General features: G+C 60.0%; 19 protein-coding genes, 1 tRNA gene and 1 other RNA gene. 5 read left to right on the forward strand and 16 right to left on the reverse strand.

What is annotated here, in order from left to right:
- The first annotated feature begins 38 nt into the window (after window positions 1–38).
- The 3 genes from purM (at window position 39) to rnd (ending at window position 2,913) form a co-directional block, all read left to right on the forward strand.
- Entirely contained in the window at window positions 39–1,088 is a 1,050-nt protein-coding gene (gene purM / locus R1W00_RS07665) for a phosphoribosylformylglycinamidine cyclo-ligase (RefSeq protein ID WP_317262139.1), read from the forward strand.
- Window positions 1,085–1,675 carry a phosphoribosylglycinamide formyltransferase gene (gene purN / locus R1W00_RS07670; protein ID WP_317262140.1) on the forward strand — a complete coding sequence of 197 codons (591 nt, stop codon included), beginning with the start codon at window positions 1,085–1,087 and terminating at the stop codon, window positions 1,673–1,675. The genes purM and purN overlap by 4 nt, the downstream gene beginning before the upstream one ends.
- Window positions 1,676–1,761: 86 nt before the next feature.
- Window positions 1,762–2,913, forward strand: a complete 1,152-nt coding sequence (gene rnd / locus R1W00_RS07675) for a ribonuclease D (protein ID WP_317262141.1) — start codon at window positions 1,762–1,764, stop codon at window positions 2,911–2,913.
- A 60-nt stretch (window positions 2,914–2,973) separates the two neighbouring features.
- Here the strand turns inward: rnd and R1W00_RS07680 are convergent, their stop codons facing one another.
- Window positions 2,974–3,438, reverse strand: a complete 465-nt coding sequence (locus R1W00_RS07680) for a hypothetical protein (RefSeq protein ID WP_317262142.1) — start codon at window positions 3,436–3,438, stop codon at window positions 2,974–2,976.
- Window positions 3,439–3,560: 122 nt separating this feature from the next.
- On the opposite strand from R1W00_RS07680, the gene R1W00_RS07685 reads away from it, so the two are divergent.
- Window positions 3,561–3,989 (forward strand): SufE family protein, encoded by a 429-nt coding sequence (locus R1W00_RS07685; protein WP_317262143.1) that lies wholly within the window; start codon window positions 3,561–3,563, stop codon window positions 3,987–3,989.
- Here R1W00_RS07685 and R1W00_RS07690 read toward each other — a convergent pair.
- The 14 genes from R1W00_RS07690 to R1W00_RS07755 all read right to left on the reverse strand — a co-directional run bounded on the left by R1W00_RS07690 (window position 3,986) and on the right by R1W00_RS07755 (window position 13,882).
- Window positions 3,986–4,213 (reverse strand): ribbon-helix-helix domain-containing protein, encoded by a 228-nt coding sequence (locus R1W00_RS07690; protein WP_317262144.1) that lies wholly within the window; start codon window positions 4,211–4,213, stop codon window positions 3,986–3,988. The genes R1W00_RS07685 and R1W00_RS07690 overlap by 4 nt on opposite strands.
- Window positions 4,210–4,407: a DUF4169 family protein gene (locus R1W00_RS07695; protein WP_317262145.1), complete on the reverse strand. Its 198-nt coding sequence runs from the start codon at window positions 4,405–4,407 to the stop codon at window positions 4,210–4,212. Before R1W00_RS07695 ends, R1W00_RS07690 begins: the two co-directional genes overlap by 4 nt.
- Window positions 4,408–4,409: 2 nt before the next feature.
- Window positions 4,410–5,801 (reverse strand): class II fumarate hydratase, encoded by a 1,392-nt coding sequence (gene fumC, locus R1W00_RS07700; protein ID WP_317262146.1) that lies wholly within the window; start codon window positions 5,799–5,801, stop codon window positions 4,410–4,412.
- Window positions 5,802–5,879: 78 nt separating this feature from the next.
- The gene (locus R1W00_RS07705) at window positions 5,880–6,392 is read right to left on the reverse strand and encodes an SspB family protein (protein ID WP_317262147.1); all 513 of its coding nucleotides are present in this window, start codon (window positions 6,390–6,392) and stop codon (window positions 5,880–5,882) included.
- Between the two features lie 75 nt (window positions 6,393–6,467).
- Window positions 6,468–7,724: a chromate efflux transporter gene (chrA, locus tag R1W00_RS07710; protein ID WP_317262148.1), complete on the reverse strand. Its 1,257-nt coding sequence runs from the start codon at window positions 7,722–7,724 to the stop codon at window positions 6,468–6,470.
- A 59-nt stretch (window positions 7,725–7,783) separates the two neighbouring features.
- Window positions 7,784–8,137, reverse strand: a transfer-messenger RNA (tmRNA) gene (gene ssrA / locus R1W00_RS07715).
- A 72-nt stretch (window positions 8,138–8,209) separates the two neighbouring features.
- Complete coding sequence (locus tag R1W00_RS07720) at window positions 8,210–9,298, reverse strand: 2'-deoxycytidine 5'-triphosphate deaminase (RefSeq protein ID WP_317262149.1); 1,089 nt, start codon at window positions 9,296–9,298, stop codon at window positions 8,210–8,212.
- A gap of 59 nt (window positions 9,299–9,357) precedes the next feature.
- Window positions 9,358–9,434 (reverse strand) — tRNA-Pro (locus tag R1W00_RS07725).
- Window positions 9,435–9,493: 59 nt separating this feature from the next.
- Window positions 9,494–10,420, reverse strand: a complete 927-nt coding sequence (locus R1W00_RS07730) for a MerR family transcriptional regulator (protein ID WP_317262150.1) — start codon at window positions 10,418–10,420, stop codon at window positions 9,494–9,496.
- A 21-nt stretch (window positions 10,421–10,441) separates the two neighbouring features.
- Window positions 10,442–10,741 carry an integration host factor subunit alpha gene (gene ihfA, locus R1W00_RS07735; protein WP_317262151.1) on the reverse strand — a complete coding sequence of 100 codons (300 nt, stop codon included), beginning with the start codon at window positions 10,739–10,741 and terminating at the stop codon, window positions 10,442–10,444.
- 115 nt (window positions 10,742–10,856) lie between these two features.
- Complete coding sequence (locus tag R1W00_RS07740) at window positions 10,857–11,828, reverse strand: beta-ketoacyl-ACP synthase III (RefSeq protein WP_317262152.1); 972 nt, start codon at window positions 11,826–11,828, stop codon at window positions 10,857–10,859.
- Window positions 11,825–12,931, reverse strand: coding sequence for a phosphate acyltransferase PlsX (plsX, locus tag R1W00_RS07745; protein WP_317262153.1), 1,107 nt, complete (start codon window positions 12,929–12,931; stop codon window positions 11,825–11,827). Before plsX ends, R1W00_RS07740 begins: the two co-directional genes overlap by 4 nt.
- 24 nt (window positions 12,932–12,955) lie before the next feature.
- Entirely contained in the window at window positions 12,956–13,162 is a 207-nt protein-coding gene (gene rpmF, locus R1W00_RS07750; protein ID WP_317262154.1) for a 50S ribosomal protein L32, read from the reverse strand.
- Window positions 13,163–13,327: 165 nt separating this feature from the next.
- On the reverse strand, window positions 13,328–13,882 hold the full coding sequence (locus R1W00_RS07755; protein ID WP_317262155.1) for a DUF177 domain-containing protein: 555 nt from the start codon (window positions 13,880–13,882) through the stop codon (window positions 13,328–13,330).
- 82 nt (window positions 13,883–13,964) lie between these two features.
- On the opposite strand from R1W00_RS07755, the gene R1W00_RS07760 reads away from it, so the two are divergent.
- Complete coding sequence (locus tag R1W00_RS07760) at window positions 13,965–14,426, forward strand: outer membrane protein assembly factor BamE (protein WP_317262156.1); 462 nt, start codon at window positions 13,965–13,967, stop codon at window positions 14,424–14,426.
- Window positions 14,427–14,501: 75 nt separating this feature from the next.
- On the opposite strand, the gene msrB is transcribed toward R1W00_RS07760, so the two are convergent.
- Window positions 14,502–14,900: a peptide-methionine (R)-S-oxide reductase MsrB gene (gene msrB, locus R1W00_RS07765; RefSeq protein WP_317262157.1), complete on the reverse strand. Its 399-nt coding sequence runs from the start codon at window positions 14,898–14,900 to the stop codon at window positions 14,502–14,504.
- Between the last annotated feature and the right edge of the window lie 97 nt (window positions 14,901–14,997).

Below are 14,997 nucleotides of genomic sequence, written 5' to 3' on the forward strand. Positions count from 1 at the left end.
ATCGTCTATCGCACCCCCAAAGCCACGGGGGACAGATCATGAGCAATGGCAAAAACGGCCTGACCTATGCAGATGCCGGTGTAGATATTGATGCAGGCAACGAATTGGTCGAGCGGATCAAACCCGCGGCCAAGCGCACAAACCGCAGCGGCGTGATGGCCGGTCTGGGCGGCTTTGGCGCGCTGTTTGACCTCAAAGACGCAGGGTACAGCGATCCGATCCTTGTGGGCGCGACCGATGGCGTTGGCACCAAGTTGCGCATCGCCATTGACACGGGTGAGGTCGGCGGCGTCGGCATCGATCTGGTGGCGATGTGCGTGAACGATCTGGTCTGTCAGGGCGCGGAACCTCTGTTCTTTCTCGACTATTTCGCGACCGGTCGTCTGGCCGTTGAACATGCCGCCAAAGTGGTCGAAGGCATCGCCGAGGGCTGTGTGCGCTCGGGCTGTGCCTTGATCGGTGGGGAAACCGCCGAAATGCCCGGCATGTATGAGGACGGCGATTTCGATCTGGCTGGCTTTGCCGTCGGCGCGATGGAGCGTGGCACCGACCTGCCCAAGGGTGTGACAGAGGGCGACGTCCTGTTGGGTCTGGCATCCGACGGGGTGCATTCGAACGGCTATTCGCTGGTGCGTAAGGTTGTGGAACTGTCCGGTCTGGGCTGGGACGCGGATTGTCCGTGGGCACCGGAACAGACGCTTGGCGCGAACCTGCTGACGCCCACGCGTCTCTACGTGAAACAGGCGCTGGCGGCCGTGAAAGAGGGTGGCGTGCACGCGCTGGCCCATATCACCGGCGGCGGTCTGACCGAGAACCTGCCGCGTGTCCTGCCCGAAGGTCTGGGCGCAACCATCGACCTGACCGCATGGGAGTTGCCGCCGGTGTTCCGTTGGCTGGCCGAAACCGCCGGTATGGAACAGGCCGAGTTGCTCAAGACCTTTAACTCGGGCGTGGGCATGATCCTGTCGGTTGAGGCAGAGCGCGCCGAGGCATTGGCCGAACTCCTGACCGGTCTGGGCGAAACCGTTTACACGATGGGCACCGTCACCAAGGGTGAGGGCGTGGCGTATACCGGTTCGCTGCTGTGAAACGGGTTGCGATCCTGATTTCCGGCGGGGGGTCCAATATGGTGACCCTTGTGCAGAGCATGACCGGTGATCATCCGGCGCGCCCTGTACTGGTGCTGGCCAATAACCCCGATGCCGGCGGCCTGCAAAAGGCCGCCGATCTGGGTGTGGACACCGCCGTCGTGGATCACCGCCCCTTTGGCAAGGATCGCGCCGCGTTCGAGGCGGCATTGATGCAGCAACTGAGCGCCGCAAACCCCGACATCATCTGTCTGGCGGGGTTCATGCGCATTCTGACGCCCGAATTCACCCGCGCGTGGCAGGGTCGGATGTTGAACATCCACCCGTCGCTTTTGCCCAAATACAAAGGCCTGCACACCCACGCCCGCGCGATTGAGGCGGGCGACGCCGAACACGGGTGTTCGGTGCATGAGGTGACGGCGGAATTGGACGACGGGCCGATCTTGGGTCAGGCGCGTGTGCCGGTTCTGGCCGGTGATACGCCCGATCAATTGGCCGCGCGGGTCCTGCCGATGGAGCATAAACTCTATCCCGCTGTGCTGCGCCGGTTTGCAGAGGGCGACCGGACACCGGTTTATCTGCCCTGATACCTTTTCTTTTGTAACGGAATTGCCTAGAGAGGATGAAACATCCTGCGGCAATTTCGCCATTTAAAAAAGAAAAACACGCAACAATGCGCACTTTGACAACCACTGAGGAACTCGCCGAGTTCTGCGAGGCCGCCAAAGCCGGTCCCTACGTCACCATCGACACCGAGTTCCTGCGCGAACGCACCTATTACGCGAAACTGTGTTTGGTCCAATTGGCCCTTCCCGGTGATGGCGAGGCGGTCTTGGTTGATCCGCTGGTCGATGGGATGTCCTTGGCGCCGCTGTGTGATCTGTTCCGTGATACGAATGTGGTCAAAGTGTTCCACGCCGCGCGTCAGGATCTGGAGATCTTCTTTGTCGAGGGCGATGTGTTCCCCGAACCTCTGTTCGATACACAGGTCGCCGCAATGGTCTGTGGGTTTGGTGAACAGGTCGGCTATGAGACGCTGGTCAAAAAGATCGCTAAGGCGCAGTTGGACAAGACCTCCCGCTTTACCGATTGGTCGCGCCGTCCGCTGACCGATGCGCAAAAGACCTATGCCTTGGCCGATGTGACGCATCTGCGGGTGATCTATGAATTCCTGAATGCCGAGCTGGAAAAGAGCGGCCGGTCCAAGTGGCTCAAGGAAGAGCTGCGTGTTCTGACCGACCCCGAGACCTATATCGTGCGCCCGTCCGAGGCGTGGCAGCGCGTCAAGACCCGCACCAACAGCGGCAAGTTCTTGAACACCGTTCGCGAACTGGCTCGTTTCCGTGAGGGATACGCGCAGGCGCGCAATGTCCCGCGCAACCGTGTATTCAAGGATGACGCGTTGCTTGAACTGGCGTCCACGCGCCCGCAATCGCCGCAGGACCTGTCACGCTCGCGCCTGTTGCTGCGCGAGGCGCGTAAGGGCGACATTGCCGACGGTATTCTGGGCGCGATCAAGGCCGCCAATGAAACCCCGCAGGACCAATATCCCAAGGTCAGCCAGACCAACACCAAACTGCAGGTGAACCCCGCGCTGGCCGATCTGTTGCGCGTGCTGCTGAAGGCCAAGGCCGAGAATGAGGGCGTGGCGCAAAAGCTGATCGCGACGGCCTCCGATCTGGACCAGATCGCGGCGGGGCAGCGCGATGTGATGGCATTGAAGGGCTGGCGCGCCGAGGTGTTTGGCAACGACGCCCTGCGTCTGTGCAATGGCGAACTGGCGCTGAAGGCTAAGGGACAGACGGTCAAGGTCGTCGAGATCTAAGCGTTTCGCCCATAACCCAATTGAAAACGGCGCCCTTCGGCGCCGTTTGTTGTTTTTGGTTTAGCGACGGGCGCGCAGGATGTTGGTCTGTGATTTGACCTCAATCGTGCGCACGAACTCCAGATCCTGATTAGACAAGAAAATCACCGCCGTGATCTGGCGCGAGCGGTCCGTTCCGGTCGGTTGCGCATCAAAGGGCGGGGTCGCGCGGAACTGCAGGGTCAGGACACCATCAACGGGGCGACCGTCATTTTCGGCGATCAGGGCCGTGTCCCAATAGCCTTGGGTCTGGGGCAGGGCATATGCGGTGATGATCGCCCCACCGGGCGCACGATCAACGGTCAGATCTGTCAGGGCCGTGACCAATCCGCGCGGATCCTCGATCCCGTCCACGGGCGGCGCGGCCTCAATCACCTCTTCCTCGGCACCACCGAACCAGTTGAACGGATTAAGGCGCGAGTCGCCCAGACCACAGGCCGACAGGGTCAGAGCGGCGGCAAACAACAGAGGCAAGTTTTTGATCATCTTCAGTCCCCGATTTCCACCACAGGGGTATCCGAAACCGCGACGCTTGAAAACCCGCTTCGTCGGTCTGGACCTTTGGAAAACAAACGCCTAACTCAGAGGGGAAGGTAAAGGGGGCAGCCATGGCCAACGCAGAATTCGAAGATCTGGTCGACACGTTTGAATTTCTGGACGACTGGGAGGATCGCTATCGCCACGTGATCGACATGGGCAAGGCGATGGACCCGCTGGAAGACGCGTTCAAAGTGCCCGCGACCAAGGTGGACGGCTGTGCGTCACAGGTGTGGCTGTTGCCCGAGATTGACGGCACCGGTCCCGACGCGACGTTCAAATTCCGTGGTGAAAGCGATGCGATGATCGTGCGCGGTCTGATCGCGGTTCTGGCCACGCTGTATAACGAGCAACCTGTGCGCGATGTTCTGGCTACCGATGCGACGGCGGAACTGGGGCGGCTGGGTCTGAACGATCACCTGTCGGCACAGCGGTCCAACGGTCTGCGCGCCATGGTCGAACGTATCCAGAAACTGGCGGGTGAGGCGGCGGCGGCCTAGCCCCGCGCGCGGTCCTGATAGTATCGCAAAATGTAGAGACGCATGGCCGTGGCAAGGCCCGCATCCAAATCCCGTTCGGCATCAATTTCAGCCGTTAGCGCGTTGATCGCCATGCCTTTTTCGTCTGCGATGTCGCGCAGGGCGGTCCAGAATTCAGGTTCCAAAGAGACGCTGGTGCGGTGACCGCGCAGGGTGACAGACCGTTTTTGCGGTCGGCTGCTCATGCCTTAGGATCCGTGTCTGTCTCGGGAAGTGCGTGGCCGTCCAGATCGCGGCGGGCCTTGTCGGCCCGCGCGCTGTTCAGATCTTTTTCGACGGCGGTTTGGCCAAACTTCGCCGCGTTCTGGTCGCCCTTGGCCCGCTTATCCTGGCGGGCGCGATCCTTGCGCGCCTGCCGCAGGTTGACGACCTTGCCCATGATTACTTGGGGCCGACCATGTTTTCGGGACGCACAACGCGGTCAAACGTTTCTTCGTCCACAAAGCCAAGCGCGATGGCCTCTTCTTTCAGGGTCGTTTTGTTTTTATGCGCGGTTTTGGCAACTTTGGTCGCGTTGTCATAGCCGATTTCCGGCGCCAGAGCCGTCACCAGCATCAGCGATTCACGCATCAGCTTTTCGATCCGGTCCTCATCGGCCTGCAGACCGTCCACAAGGTTGTCGGTAAAGGCCGAGGCCGCATCGCCCAGCAACTGCATCGACTGCAGAACGTTATAGGCCATCATCGGCTTATACACGTTCAGTTCAAAGTGACCTTGCGAACCGGCAAAACCGACGGCCGCATCGTTGCCCATTACATGGGCACAGACCTGCGTCAGGGCCTCACATTGGGTCGGGTTCACTTTGCCGGGCATGATCGACGAACCAGGTTCATTTTCCGGCAGAATCAGCTCACCCAGACCACAACGCGGGCCCGAGCCCAGCAGACGGATGTCGTTGGCGATCTTGAACAGCGAGGCCGCAACGGTTTTCAGGGCACCCGACATTTCGACCATGGCGTCATGGGCGGCCAGCGCTTCGAACTTGTTCGGGGCGGTGACAAAGGGCAGGCCGGTGATGCGCGCCATGTTGGCGGCCACGGTTTCACCCCAACCGACGGGCGTGTTCAGACCGGTGCCAACGGCGGTGCCGCCTTGGGCCAGTTCATAGATGCTGTTCAACGCGGTTTTGACGCGCTTGATGCCCATCGCGATCTGATGGGTATAGCCGCCGAATTCTTGGCTGAGGGTCAGGGGCGTCGCATCCTGCGTGTGGGTGCGGCCGATCTTGATGATGCCCTCGAACTCTTCGACCTTTTTGGCCATCGCGGCGTGCAGCTTTTCCAGACCGGGCAGCAGAACGTCATGCGCGGTGGTTGCGGTCGCGATGTGCATGGCGGTCGGAAAGGTGTCGTTGGAGGACTGACCCATGTTGCAGTGATCGTTGGGGTGCACCGGATCTTTGGAACCGATCACGCCACCCAGAATTTCGATCGCGCGGTTCGCGATGACCTCGTTGCTGTTCATGTTCGACTGGGTGCCCGAACCGGTCTGCCACACGACCAGAGGGAAGTTATCGTCGAACTTGCCCTCAACCACCTCGGATGCGGCTTGGATGATCGCATCGGCCAGTTTCGCGTCCAGCTTGCCGTTGTCGCGGTTGGCTTCGGCACAGGCCTGTTTGATCACGCCAAGCGCGCGCACGATAGCGACGGGCTGTTTTTCCCAGCCAATAGGGAAGTTCATGATCGAGCGTTGGGTCTGTGCCCCCCAATATTTATCGGCGGGAACTTCGAGCGGGCCAAAGCTGTCGGTTTCAGTGCGGGTCTGCGTCATAACTCACTCCTGCATACGGTTGTATGCCGTTTATCGTCGAGAAAGGGTCGTGGCAATCGCCTGCGCGCGCCGTTAGCGCTATTTTCGGAAGGAATCCAGGCTGACAACTTCGGCTTCACCCTTGGGCTTGGCTTTGTGATCACGTTCCTCGCGGTCGCCCATATCAACGACCTCATGCTCGGGCAGATCGTCCAGATCATCGTCGTAATCATCCAGATCGTCATCGTCGTCCATCTCGCCCTGCGTCTCAAAGCGCAGGCCGAATTCAACGGACGGGTCCACAAAGGTGTGGATGGCGTCATAGGGAATGTACAGGGGCTCGGGGCTATCGCCGAAATTCAGGGTGACGGCAAACCCGTCTTCGCCCACGTCGAGGTTTTCGAACCAGTGCTGCAAAACCACCGTCATCTCATCGGGATAGCGGTCGCGCAGCCAATCGGCGATCTGCACCTCGGGGTGCTCGGTGCCGAACGAGATGAAAAAGTGATGCGCGCCGGGCAGACCATTTTCCGACACATCCGTCAGGACCTTGCGGATCAAACCCCGCATCGCGTCATGCATCAGATTTCCATAGTCAATGCGGTTCGACATGCTGTGCCCTTCGTGTCTTTGCTTGCCGTCAGCATAGGCGATTCATCCAGATATGAAAGGGGCGATAGCACGGCCCTAACCGATCATCGACACCCCAAGGGACAGCGCCCCAATCAAGGGCATCACCCGCAACAACGACCACTTCAGACCCAGCATCAACACCGCCGCCACCACGCCCAGACCAAGCGCCACCGCATCCAAACTGTCCAAGACGGGCAGGGGCAAGGCACCCCCGAAAACGGCGACCGATCCGATCTGGCCAAACAGAACATGCAGGGCAAACCAGACCGACAGGTTCGCAATCACCCCGACAATCCCCACCGTCACCGCCGACAAGGCCCCCGACAGGCGCGGCATATGCCCCAACCGATCAATGAACGGCGCGCCCGCAAAAACCCATAGAAAACAGGGAATGAACGTCATCCACAGGGCAATCACCGCGCCCGCCACTCCGGCCCAAAACCCGCCAACGCCATGCCCGCTGAGGAAGCCGATGAATTCGGTCACCAAGATCAACGGTCCCGGCGTGGTCTCCGCCAGACCCAGTGCATCCACCATCTGCGCGGTGGTGATCCAGCCGTGTTCCTGCACCACCGTCTGCGTCATATAGGATAGGGCGGCATAGGCCCCGCCGAAACTGACCACCGCCAGCTTGGAAAAGAACGCGGCCAGATCGCCAAACACACCGCCGCTCATGACCAATGCGACCAACGGCACGGCCCAAAGAACCGCCAAGACCAGAACCGCCCGACCCAAGGGCGCACCACCCTGCGCCGCCGTCGGTTCAACGGTCCGTCGCCCAACAAACACGCCCAAACCGGCCACAACTGCAATCAACACCGGATAGGACAGATCAAACACGAACAAGGCCACAAAGGACGCACAGGCGATCGTGACATCTACCGGCCCCCGCACGGCCTTTTGCAACAAACGGATCAACGCCTGAACAACGATCACAACAACGGTCGCCTTGATGCCCTGAAACACGGCCTCGACCGCAGGGACATCGCCCCATGCAACATAGCATGCCGCCAGTGCCAAAATGACCACGGCCCCGGGAACCACGAACAGCGCCCCCGCCAAAACACCGCCCCAAACGCCCCGCATCCTCCAACCGGCATAGGTGGCCAACTGCATCGCCTCGGGCCCCGGCAACATCATGCAAAAGCTCAGCGCGCGCAAAAACGCCGCCTCGCTCAACCACGGGCGCGCCTCAACCAACTCACGATGCATCACCCCGATCTGCGCCGCCGGCCCACCAAAGGACAGAACGCCAATCCGGCCAAACACACGCCACATCTCACCCCAAGACGGCACCACGTCACACCTCATCCGTTGCTCTCAAACGGACATACGCCACCACGGGACACAGACATACGACAATTTTGGAAAATGCAGGTTTCTGTTGCCAGGTACCTGCGAACCCCGCCTGGCCTTGCTAGAGGACAGGGCTTAAAGTTTCGGTCTCGTTACTGCTTACGCAGCAACGGCGACCGGAGCACGGTTGTCATTGGCAACTATCATGCATGGACCGATAACGGTGGTACCTCACCGAGCAAAAGCTAACCCCTTTAGACGTCCGTCGATCCTATTTCGGCCCCATTATCCCGCCAATGTGGGAGGTTTGGTGGAGCCGCCGGGTACCGCCCCCGGGTCCGATCCGCTTATTACGGGCGCGTTTATCGCCATAGTCCCCATACGGGAACGCCTCAGATATAGGCACAAATCCCGCCCGCTTCAAGGACAACAACAAAGGGCGCAAGAAAATCCCGCGCCCCTTCATCTTGGCAAAAATACTCGTAAATCCGACGGTTGGCTCAGACCGGCGTCTTGAAATGCTTGGACAGTTTCAGACCCTGACCCTGATAGTTCGACGCGATCTCGCGCCCGTACAACTGCTCGGGACGCTCTGCCATCTGCTCGTACACCAACCGGCCCACGATCTGGCCATGCTCTAACACGAACGGCGCCTCATGACACCGCACCTCCAGAACACCGCGCGCGCCGACGCCGCCCGCATCCGCGTGCCCGAACCCCGGATCGAAAAAACCTGCGTAATGCACCCGGAACTCACCCACCATCGCCAGATAGGGTGCCATTTCGGCGGCGTAATCGGGCGGGATGCACACGGCCTCGCGGCTGACCAGAATATAGAACGCACCGGGATCAAGGATGATGCGCCCATCACGGCTATAGATCGGCTCCCAGTATTGATCGGCCTCGTAATGGTCGATCAGGTCCAGATCGATCACGCCCGTATGCGGCTTGGCACGATATCCGACCAGTGTCCCGTCTTCAGGGCGTAAATCGACCGAGAACCCCAGACCCTCGGAAATCACCGCAGGCCCGCCGTTGACCAGCGGCGTCTCGGCGTGCAGCGCGCCAAGTTCAGCGTCATCCAATACCGATTGCCCCTGACGGAACCGGATCTGGTTCAACCGCATCCCCGGACGGACCTTGACCGAAAACGAACGCGGGCAAATTTCGGCATAGAGGGGACCGGTATATCCCGCGGCGATCCGGTCAAATTCGACCCCGCCATCGGTGATCGTACGGGTCAGCAGGTCCAGACGACCGGTGCTGCTTTTGGCATTGGCGACGGCGGTGATGCCAGCGGGCAGGGCGAGGTGCTCCATCAACGGCACCACATAGACACAGCCCTTTTCCAGAACCGCGTCATCGGTGAGGTCGATCCGATGCATTTCGAATTCTTCCAACCGCTCGGCCACGGTCCGACCCGCACCGGCCAAAAACGAGGCCCGTACGCGATAGGCAACGGTGCCCAAACGCAGGTCAAGTGATGCAGGTTGGATTTGCTCGGGGATGATCGCGGGATCGCCGGTCAAAACCCCATCCGCAATCATCGTGCGGATGTGTTGGCTTGGCAGAACACCGGTTCCGTTCATATCGACCCCCTCATAGCAGAACCGCCCGGCCCCGAACGGGACACGGGCGGTTTTGTTGTTGGTCGGGCTAGCAGGACTCGAACCTGCGACCTTCCGTCCCCCAGACGGACGCGCTACCAGGCTGCGCTATAGCCCGACGTGTGCAGCGTAATAGCATGTCTTGCGGCGGGTACAAGTCTGAATTCCCGCTTTTTTTCATCCCTTGGTCTCGGCGCCCATCCGCTCGGCCAAGGCCGTCAGACGTGGCAGGATTTCGACCAGTTTTTCAGGGTGTTTCCGGACCAACGCGCGCCGTGTAGAGCGCGAAATAAGGGCCGATGCCACCGTGTCCCGCGCGACGTATTCCGACAGGGCCTTGTCCGCCTCGGGCAGATCTGCGCCCAAAACGGCCGGTTCATTGGTCGGTGCGGCGGGCAGGTCTTGCGATTCTGCCGGTGTCTCGGCGTCAGGCTCGGAATCGCTCACCTCATCCGGCGCGGGCGATTCTTCGACTGTCTCCTCTGGGGCGGTTTGGACCGGCTCGGGATTATCAGGCTCGGGCGGGGTTTCCTCGGCCTTTTCTGCCGCATGAACCGCCTCAGGCTCCTCAACCTCGGGCTCGGGTTCGGGATCAAACCCACCGAACAGATCGGCCTGACGCTCGTCCTCTTTTCGTTTCTCTTCGACGCGGCGGCGATTGTTGGCCAAACGGCGTTCACGGCGGGTCATGGGCACGACATTATCGGCCTCACCCGCCTCAGCCGAAGTTTCCGGTTCCGGCTCGGGCAGGGTGGGAACGTCCACCGCCATCGGGGCCTCGTCTGGCAGGGGATCGGCGGGAATATCGACGATCTCAACCGTCTCGCCGTCCAATTCCTGCGACAGGGCCGCGACATGTTTAACGCCCTGTTCGCGCAGCATTTTCTGAACGCCGCGGATCGTCATCCCGTCATCATGCAGCAGCTTTTTGATGCCACCCAGCAACAACATATCGGCAGGCCGATAATACCGCCGCCCACCGGCACGTTTGACCGGTTTCACCTGCGTGAACTTGCTTTCCCAAAAGCGCAGCACATGGGCCGGCGTGTCCAGCCATTCGGACACCTCGCGAATGGTTCGAAAGGCGTCTTTGGATTTTGCCATCCTGGAAAACCTTCCGGATCGTTATTTGTTGCCTGCGGCCACGCGCTCTTTCATCAGATGCGAGGGGCGGAACGTCAGCACACGGCGGGGATGGATCGGAACCTCTTCGCCGGTTTTGGGGTTACGGCCCACGCGGGCGGCCTTGTCGCGGACGCTAAAGGTGCCAAAGGATGAAATCTTGACGGTTTCACCGCTTACAAGCGCATCGGACATATGTTGCAGCACCGATTCAACCAACGCTGCGCATTCATTGCGCGACAGGCCCGCCTCGTTAAAGACGGCCTCGCTGAGGTCCATGCGTGTAAGTGTTTTGTTCGTCATTCCTTCCCCCTGATGTACTGATTACATTCGAAATCTATGAAGGAATGATTTTCCGAGTCAATATCAACGGGTTGTCCGCAACAGTTTGTGCGGGATTTGGATGATGATTTCACCGTTACCAGCGCAAAACCACCGACCCCCACGCCAAACCGCCACCGATGGCCTCGGTCACGACGACATCGCCCTGTTTGATTCGGCCATCATGCTTACCCACCGACAAGGCCAGCGGGATAGACGCCGCCGAAGTGTTGCCGTGGTCCTGAACAGTGATGATCACGTTGTCGATCGGCACACCCATCTTTTGGGCCGTGCCCTTGATGATGCGCAGGTTGGCCTGATGCGGGACGATCCAATCGACGTCCTCATTGGCCAGACCGGCCTTGGCCAAGGCATCGGTCGCCGTCTGGGCCAGCTTTTCAACGGCGTGGCGAAAGACCTCTTTGCCCTGCATGCGCAGAACGCCGGTCGAATGGGTCGAGACACCACCGTCCACATAAAGCAGATCGCGATACCGCCCGTCGGAATTCAGATCGGTCGCCAGAACGCCACGATCCGCCGCATCGCCATTGCCGTCCTGTGCCTCAAGGATCAGCGCGCCCGCGCCATCCCCGAACAGAACGCAGGTGGTGCGATCTTCCCAGTTCATCAGGCGGCTAAAGGTTTCTGCGCCGATCACTGCAACACGCTTGGCCTGACCGGAAACGATCATCGCGTTGGCGTTCGTCAGGGCATAGATGAAACCGGCGCACACGGCCTGTACATCAAAGGCAAAACCGCGCGTCATGCCGATCTTGTCCTGCACCATGGTCGCAGCAGAGGGAAAGGTCAGGTCGGGGGTCGAGGTGGCAACGACAATCGCATCCAGATCATCGGGCGTCAGGCCCGCATCATCCAGCGCATGTTGCAATGCCTTGGTCGCCAGATCCGAGGTGAATTCCCCCTCGGCCACGTAATGACGACGTTCAATGCCAGAGCGGCTTTTGATCCATTCGTCCGACGTTTCTACGATTTTTTCCAGATCGGAATTCGGAACGACACGCTCGGGCAAATAATGCCCGACACCCTGTACGACTGCCCGGATTGTCATGTTCTTTGGTCGTCCTCGACTACACCTTTAGGGTCATCTTGACGTGTCAAGTTGGCAGACGCAACCCGTGCGGCCAGTCTTTCGCTAAATCCGCTCTCGGCCAACTGAAAGGCCAGTTTGACCGCCGCCGAGACACCGGTCGAATCGGCCGAGCCGTGTGATTTCACAACTGTTCCGTTCAGGCCAAGGAATACACCGCCATTCACGCGGCGCGGATCAATGCGTTTGGATAAACGGCGCAGCGAGGTATAGGCCAGAACAGCCGCAAACCGCGACAAAACCGTGTGTTTAAAGGCGGATTTCAACAGATCGGAGATCAGTTTGGCGGTGCCTTCGGCAGTTTTCAGGGCGATGTTGCCCGTGTAGCCATCGGTCACGATCACGTCCACGCGGTCGGACGGGATATCGCCGCCCTCAACAAATCCGACGAATTCGAAATCGTTGCGATCGGCGGCGGCCTCAATCAGGTCATGCGCGGCTTTTAGCTCGGCTCGGCCCTTGTGCTCTTCGGTGCCGACGTTCAACAGGCCAATGCGCGGGCGGGGCAGGTCCATGCCGTTGCGGGCATAAGACGCCCCCATCAGTGCATATTGCAGCAGATCGTTTTCATCGGCGCGGATGTCCGCACCGACGTCCAGCATGACGTTAAAGCCGCTTTTGTTGCGCGAGGGCCAGAGGCAGGCAATCGCCGGACGGTTCACACCCGGCAGTTTGCGCAGGCGCACCATCGACAGCGCCATCAACGCGCCGGTGTTGCCACAGGAGACACAGACGGTGGCATCGCCACTGCGCACGGCCTCAATCGCGGACCACATCGACGTGCCCTTGCCGTGACGCATCACGTGGCTGGGCTTTTCGTGCATGGTGACCACGCCTTCAGCGTGCCGAACCTCGCACCGACCTGCTAGCGGCTTACGCTTGGCGACCAGCTTGTTCAGCACGTCCTCGGGGCCGTGAAGAATAAAGTGGATATCCGGATTCTTGGCGGCAGAGCGAGAAATGCCGGCAACCACGGCTGCCGGCCCACGATCCCCACCCATCGCGTCAACCGATAGAACGGTGCGCGGTCGGCCGGATTTCTCTGTATCCGTCGTATCTGTCATGATGCGGCGCGTACCCTAAGGGGCTTATGCCGCGTCTTCGTCCAGATCGATCTCGTCGGCCTGAGCAACGACCTCACGGTCGGCATAGTGGCCGCAAGCACCGCAAACGTGGTGCGGACGCTTCAGTTCGCCACAGTTCGGGCACTCTGCCGGGTTGCCCGGAACCAGTGCATCGTGCGAACGGCGTTGGTTGCGGCGCGACCGCGTGACTTTATTCTGAGGGACAGCCATGTCTCAACCTCGGTGTTTGGGGGGCGCAAGCCCTTGTAATTCTTATAGGAGACTGGCCAGAGCACCGGTTTCGGGCTGGGTTTCTCCCCACGTGTAAACGAGGCCGGGAACATACTCGGATTCTGTCCCGACGCAAGTCTTTTTTCTGCTGATTTGCACAGGGCCTTACTTACCGGTCCCGTCGTCACCTTCAAGTCTTTTTTTCAGGTCGGCGAGGCCAGCGAAGGGTTTAATGTCGGCTTCTTTGATCGGTTCGACCCCTGGCGGGGTATATGTGGCCTCAAATTCCTGTTCATCCTCGGCCCGCGGATAAAGGGGCAGGGACAGGGCAAGCGCCTCTTCCAACACCTCCATCAGATCCAGTGCGACCGGAATCGCCTCAACCGTGTCGTCCTCGGGCATTTCGGCCTCTTCGTCCTGAATGACCTCGACGTCCTTGCGGTAGATGCGGGTCACCGGATCGTCGATGCGGGTGCTGACGGGCTCAAGGCTGACCACACTGGGCTGAACCACCGTTGCGCCGATGATGGCGGTGAGTTGCCAATCGGTTTTGCCCAGCGGGGCGATCTTGCCCTCGAACCGGACCTTGCGCAGGCCCAGCAGGTCCAGACGCGCCGCGATGTCCTGACGGGTCTCCGCATCGGGCGTGATCGTAAAGGTGAAGTCTTGGCCTTGCGGCAGTTTATCAAACCGCACGGGTTTCGGTGATGTGTCGCTCATCCGGTTTGTTCCATTCTTGAACCAATCGCATTCTTTCTTTAAGGCGATATGCAGCACGCCGCATAAAGGCAAGGGGGGGCATATGCCGAAGCGTAGCCGAGTGACTATGAACCTGATCCGCGCTGGCGCGGTTTCTTTGGCTCTGGCCGCCTGTACACCGATTTACGACCGGCACGGGTATACGCCCGAGCAGGAAGATTTGGACAACCTCATCGTGGGCGTCGATACACGCGGCACAGTTGAGGAATTCGTAGGCCCGCCCAGTGCCTCGGGCGTGATGCGCGACGAGGCATGGTATTACGTGTCCAGCAATTTCATCACCCGCGGCGCCCGTGCGCGCGAAGAGTTCTTTCGCCAAGTCGTCGCAATTTCCTTTGACGAAGACGGCGTGGTCAAAAACATCGAACGCTTTGGCCTAGAGGACGGGATGGTCGTTGTCCTGAACCGCCGTGTGACCGATGACAACATCGAAGGCGTTTCGTTCCTTGGCCAGTTGCTGGGCAACGTCGGGAACCTGACCGCCGATCAGTTCTTCGACAACTGACGGCGCGCTGACCTCATTGAAAAGGGCGGGGATTTCCCCGCCCTTTGTTGTTTTAGCTTGGCGACTGAACTCTGTTCAGTCGGCGTCGGGTTCAAACGTCAGGGCAACACCGTTGATGCAATAGCGCAGGCCCGTCGGCGCGGGGCCATCGGGGAACACATGGCCCAGATGCGCCTGACAGCGGGCGCAATGCACCTCGGTCCGGCGCATGAAAAAGCTGCGGTCCTCTTTTTCGCCAACCATGTCGGGATCGATCGGTTTGTAAAAACTGGGCCATCCGGTGCCGCTATCGAATTTGGTGGCCTGTTCAAACAGGGGCGCGCCACAACACAGACAGTGGAATGTGCCGGGGTCCTTCGGGAAATTGTCATGGGTAAAGGCGCGCTCGGTCCCGTGTTTGCGCGTCACCTTATAGGCCAGATCGGACAGCTGGGCGCGCCATTCGGCATCGGTTTTGGTGATCGGGTCGGTCATTGCGGGCCTCCTGTCAGATTTGTGTCACATCTTGTGTGATACGGGATGTCCTATCATATGTAGAGCAGCAGCGCGCAGGCGCTAGGGCATAAGGATC

It is taken from the genome of Rhodovulum sp. FJ3 (genome assembly GCF_032918305.1).
In the GTDB taxonomy this organism is placed as follows: Bacteria; Pseudomonadota; Alphaproteobacteria; order Rhodobacterales; family Rhodobacteraceae; genus SAT37.